Below are 4,947 nucleotides of genomic sequence, written 5' to 3'. Positions count from 1 at the left end.
TAACCGAACCGACTCCGGTACAAAGGAAGGCTTTAGATTTGTTGGGTGTCAGCCTAATATGTACCCAGTGAAGCCGAAAGTGAAATCGCCCTAAGTCTGGATAGGCATACAGTGTAGCGATTTGTCAAAGGGGAACTTCAGTTTAAGGGGGATTTAGGGGGATCGACAATGTACCGCATAGCAGAGTAAACTGCTGTAAGTCTAGAACAAATTTCTACCGCTTGTAATTTTTCTGTAGAAGAAGTCAGAGTTATTCTTGAGTGAGGGAATTAGGAATCCAGTTCTTTTTTTCCGATCAAAAAATAGGTCATCATTTCCCCCTTCCCTTTCACCTGAATCATTCCCCGTTCTTGAAACACATACTGATCTTGTAAATCTTGATACGTTGCAGTTGTTACTTGAATTGTACCTGGAAGTCCATGGGATTCCATGCGGCTAGCTGTATTGACCGCATCTCCCCATAAGTCATAAATAAACTTTTTCCTGCCAATGACACCAGCCACTACCGCGCCTGTATTAATACCAATGCGAATACTCAATTCAACATGATACTGGTGATTGAACTGTTTAATTACTTGTTGCATATCCAGCGCCATTTCTGCAATCGCAGCAGCATGGTTATCGCAGGGAGTCGGTAGTCCACCTACAACCATATAGGCATCGCCAATGGTTTTAATTTTCTCCAAGCCGTAAGTTTCGGTAAGCTGATCAAAAGCAGAAAAAATTTCATTCAGTAACTTAACTAATTCTGTTGGCGATATCCGTTGGGAAAGCTGGGTAAACCCCACAATATCCGCAAATAATACAGTCGCCTCTGTGAAACTATCGGCAATCGTCTCCTGGTTTTGTTTCAAGCGATCGGCGATCGCTTTAGGTAAGATATTTAACAGTAGGAGTTCTGATTTTTCCCGTTCTGCCTCAATCGCAGCAAAGTCATCGAGCGATCGCACAATATACATCACCAATGTTCCGGTTAATAACAAGCCACTCAACAGCGTGACTCCAGCCAGAGGTGGAATCGCTAAACCTGAATTCTCTGGTATTTCCCAAAAACGGAGTGACAATTCCTGATCCGCGATTTGAATCGAGTGATCGTAGAAAACATAGTTCTGGCACGATGATGAATCCGGCTTCATCTCAACTGTTTTTGTCCGCGATTGATACAGTGCCAGATACTGTTCAGTAGCGGGTAACGATGGATCAGAAAGGCAAAAATTTAGCGTATCAATCGAAAGTCCTTTTAGTGAACTTGTGATAATTTCTTCTAATGAATAAACCCCAATCATTGCCCCCCGAAAAGCCTGACGGCGACTGTCTGGCGTATTATGAGGCATATCCTCATGGTAAAGCGGTAGTAAAATCGTTAAACTATCAGGCGGTTTACCCGGTATCTTGAGCTTACTGGTGGCGACTAATCGTCCTGTCGTGCGGGCTTTTTCTAGTAGAGTTTTACCCACTGGATGAGACGCCAGATCAAAGCCGATAACATCTTTTTGTGGAGAAAAGGTGATCGGAAAATAATCCGAACGCGCCTTAGCAACAACCTGTTTTTTTTCGGAATGGTATTCATAAATCGAGAAATTTGTCAATCCCCGTTCTGCCATTTCCGCCTCATAACTAGGGCGCTCCTGTGCCGACACTGGTTTGAGCCAACCCAGGGTTAAAATTCCTGAATGGATAGACAGAAAATGTTGGGTAAATGATCCATACTCCTCGTGCTGCACCTGATCAGATGCCTCATGAAACGCCCCCAAGGAGACAACCATATAATAATATTCATCAATTTTACGTTGAAATGTGGTTGTCAGGTGATCGGTTCGCTGTTGCAATTCTACTTGGGTTTGATGATTTGACCATCCCCAAGCCACTACTGTTGCCGCAATTGAGAGTCCAATTCCCACCGTTAGGGTTAACCCAACGGGAATATAGCGATAAAGTCTAGCCAACACGGGTGTATCGATTTTAATCATAAGCCAAGCATTTCCATTCATTAACCTGGTACAAGAACCGCTCAAAATACCAGTTTGATCGTGATCGTCCCCTGCTTGTATCTTGACTCAACGGATTTAATGGTCAAGAGAGGGGATAAGTTTTTTATTAGCTGTACTCTGCCCTTTTGCTTATGTTCACAAAATAAGATTATATATCCGGATCTTTTTTCCTGGTCAAAAAATAAGTCATCATCTTCCCCTTCCCTTTCACGGGGATGATACCCCGTTCTTGGAACTCGTAGTTATCGTGTAAATGCTGATACGTCGCGGCTGTCACTTGAATTGTACCTGGAAGTCCATGAGATTCCATGCGGCTAGCTGTATTGACCGCATCCCCCCATAAATCATAAATAAACTTTTTCGTGCCAATCACGCCAGCTACCACCGATCCCGTATTCATGCCAATGCGAATACTTAGGTCTGTACTATGTATAGTATTAAACTGTTGAATTTCCTGTTGCATATCCAGCGCCATTTCTGCGATCACAGCCGCATGATCAGGGCGTGGTGTCGGCAATCCACTGGCAACCATATAAGCATCACCAATGGTTTTGATTTTCTCTAAATCATGCTTCTCTGTCAGGTAATCAAAGGCGGAGAATATCTCATTGAGTAAGTTAACCAAGTCTGTCGGTGAGATTCGTTCCGAGAGTTGGGTAAAGCCGACAATATCCGCAAATAGGATAGTCACCTCGGTAAATCCATCAGCAATACAAGTTGGATTGTCTTTTAATCGTTCGGCAATGGGTTCTGGTAAAATATTGAGCAATAAACGGTCAGCCTTTTCTTGTTCAACCCGTAAGTTTTCCGCTGTTCGTTGACGTTCGCTAATTTCCCAGGTAATTCGCTGAAACATTTGATTAAAGGCTGCCATAACATCGCCTAACTCATCATGACGCTGAACGGATAAAGCATAGAAATTGGGAGTTAACTGATTGTGGCTAATGGCTTCGCCAGCATCAATTAAGTCTTGGCGAAGTTTAAGGATGGGAACAATGACGGTTTTCCCTAACACCAACATCGTTGTTCCTGTCACAAACAGGGAAATTAACACCACTAAACCCGCGATTCTGAGAGTAAAGGCGTATAACTGGGGTTGAATTGAGGATGCATCATGACGAATGATAATGATATAAGGTTTTCCGAGTTCTTCGGCTGACCAAGCCACATCATATCGTTGTCCCTGCCATTTACGAACATGGGGAAGATCAGACTGTTGAATATCCTGGAAACTCAGTGTAGGAGATTCACCAAATATTCCCATTGGTTCTCCGTTTTCTTTGTAAATGGCAACGCCTAAAATGACCTGAGACCCACGAGTTAACTGGACAACTTGCTCCCCAAATACAATTGTAGACATATTTTGTTGGGTCAATCGCACGACACTCTCAACCACTTCTCCGGAAACGTCCTCCAATTGGTAAAGAAGTTCATGTTTGCGTCGATAATACGAGGGGATGAGAATCAGAGTTTCTATAAAAACCAGGCTAATAAATACCCAGAGCGTAATTCGCTGAGATAAACGAGATTGAAACAAGCGAAGTAGATTTAACCATTGGGATGACATCAGATTTTTGCTGCATTAAATCGTGGGACGTATAGTAATATCACCCTGGTTAAGCTAAGTAGGTGGACACAATTAAAGTTAACGGTTGAGATTAGGGAACACCTCGACTTACCTCGACTTACTTCGGACTTCGGCGTGAGCGCTCAGACTACTTACCAATCTAAACCGAACAGCTTAGGTAATCGGCTTCAGCACTAAAGTGCCTACTACGGAACTTCATCGTATTCGCGTGAGACTCCACCCTCAGCAGATCCTTCGCAAGCTCAGGAGGGTGGAGAGGGATAGCGGTCAAATCGACCCTTTATATCAAATCCGGTTAAATAACCTCACTAAAAATGGCTGAAACCCTCATTCTGACGTGATTGCATTTGTGTGCAATCAACAGGATTCGATATTACTTGCGCCTTGCTCAGTACAAGTCAATAAGGGGAGATTTGACAGTTCAGTTGAAGGCACGACATTTCGACTTCGCTCAATGCGAACGATTAACCCCGTACTTCGCTGCAACAACTGGACTTTTTTGGCAGTAAACTGCCCTAAACGTTTCCAATTTTTGTCGGAAACGGAAACCTGTGCCTTAGTGTCTCCAGAACACCAGCCGATGTAAGTTTTTCCAGCTTTTTCGGCAATTACCTTATCACCCTTCCTAATTCCATGGCGGGTAACTGTACCGCCGTACTTGCGCCGCACTCCACCCTTAGAGGGAACACACAGGTGTAATTGTCTACGACTAATTGGTGGTCTACGGATTACCGCAAACGGTGCGGGGGTAACATGAACATCGCCTACCCAACCGCCATGTTTGGCTTGGGTCAAGTGCCATTCCCGCCATTGGGTAAACTCGAACGCGGCTAAGGTCACACCATCAACAGCATGAGTTGCAGGCGTCTGGTTCGATTTGTCTTTCTTGTCTTTGGCTAATCCTAACCATTGCCTAAGCTGACTGGTTCCGTTCCCGTCCCTTTGCCATCCTTGGTGAGTTATCACGGTCGCTAACTCAGACAACCACTTAAGCATTTGTTTGTGACCTACCATCACTGGGGAGAAACCAACGCCAGACCGAGCCGACAAGCGACCGCTGGTTCTATCTACGTCAGCCATGACCAACTCGTAGTGAATGGCGCTAATTGGGAACAACTTGAACAACTCCTTGGTTATCCGTAACTCTAGCTGCTTGTTGGCTCGAATTGACGGCGGTAGTTTGCCTTGTTTGCGATTATCAAACCGAGCTTGACGATGGCAACGTTCCTGGTACTCGTAACATGGTGATAAACCTCCGAGTAAAAGTATTTACATTGAGCGACTTGTATCGAGCGAAGTCGAGATAAGTCGAAATGTAGTCCCTTACCGCCATCTCAGTTAAGATGTCTTGGCTTAACAACAACCCGA

3 protein-coding genes and 1 pseudogene are annotated in these 4,947 nt (G+C 44.4%); all 4 read right to left on the bottom strand.

The window, feature by feature from the left end; genetic code table 11:
* Positions 1-269: 269 nt before the first annotated feature.
* Positions 270-1,970 carry an adenylate/guanylate cyclase domain-containing protein gene (locus tag RID53_RS35985; protein ID WP_446392653.1) on the bottom strand — a complete coding sequence of 567 codons (1,701 nt, stop codon included), beginning with the start codon at positions 1,968-1,970 and terminating at the stop codon, positions 270-272.
* Between the two features lie 169 nt (positions 1,971-2,139).
* Positions 2,140-3,558, bottom strand: a complete 1,419-nt coding sequence (locus tag RID53_RS35980) for an adenylate/guanylate cyclase domain-containing protein (protein ID WP_446392652.1) — start codon at positions 3,556-3,558, stop codon at positions 2,140-2,142.
* Positions 3,559-3,936: 378 nt separating this feature from the next.
* The gene (locus RID53_RS35975; protein WP_446392651.1) at positions 3,937-4,659 is read right to left on the bottom strand and encodes a hypothetical protein; all 723 of its coding nucleotides are present in this window, start codon (positions 4,657-4,659) and stop codon (positions 3,937-3,939) included.
* Between the two features lie 33 nt (positions 4,660-4,692).
* Positions 4,693-4,746: pseudogene (locus RID53_RS35970) on the bottom strand (hypothetical protein); the annotation flags it as partial.
* Positions 4,747-4,947 lie beyond the last annotated feature (201 nt).

This window comes from Coleofasciculus sp. B1-GNL1-01, from assembly GCF_040220235.1.
Lineage (GTDB): Bacteria > Cyanobacteriota > Cyanobacteriia > Cyanobacteriales > Coleofasciculaceae > Coleofasciculus.
The sequence above is the reverse complement of the archived record's forward strand: the minus strand, read 5'-3'. Positions and strand labels throughout refer to the sequence as shown.

What these genes read in the sequence shown, in the direction of transcription:
- RID53_RS35985 (WP_446392653.1), bottom strand. Translation starts at nt 1,970, where the DNA reads ATGATTAAAATCGATACACCCGTGTTGGCTAGACTTTATCGCTATATT.
- RID53_RS35980 (WP_446392652.1), bottom strand. Translation starts at nt 3,558, where the DNA reads ATGTCATCCCAATGGTTAAATCTACTTCGCTTGTTTCAATCTCGTTTA.
- RID53_RS35975 (WP_446392651.1), bottom strand. Translation starts at nt 4,659, where the DNA reads ATGGCTGACGTAGATAGAACCAGCGGTCGCTTGTCGGCTCGGTCTGGC.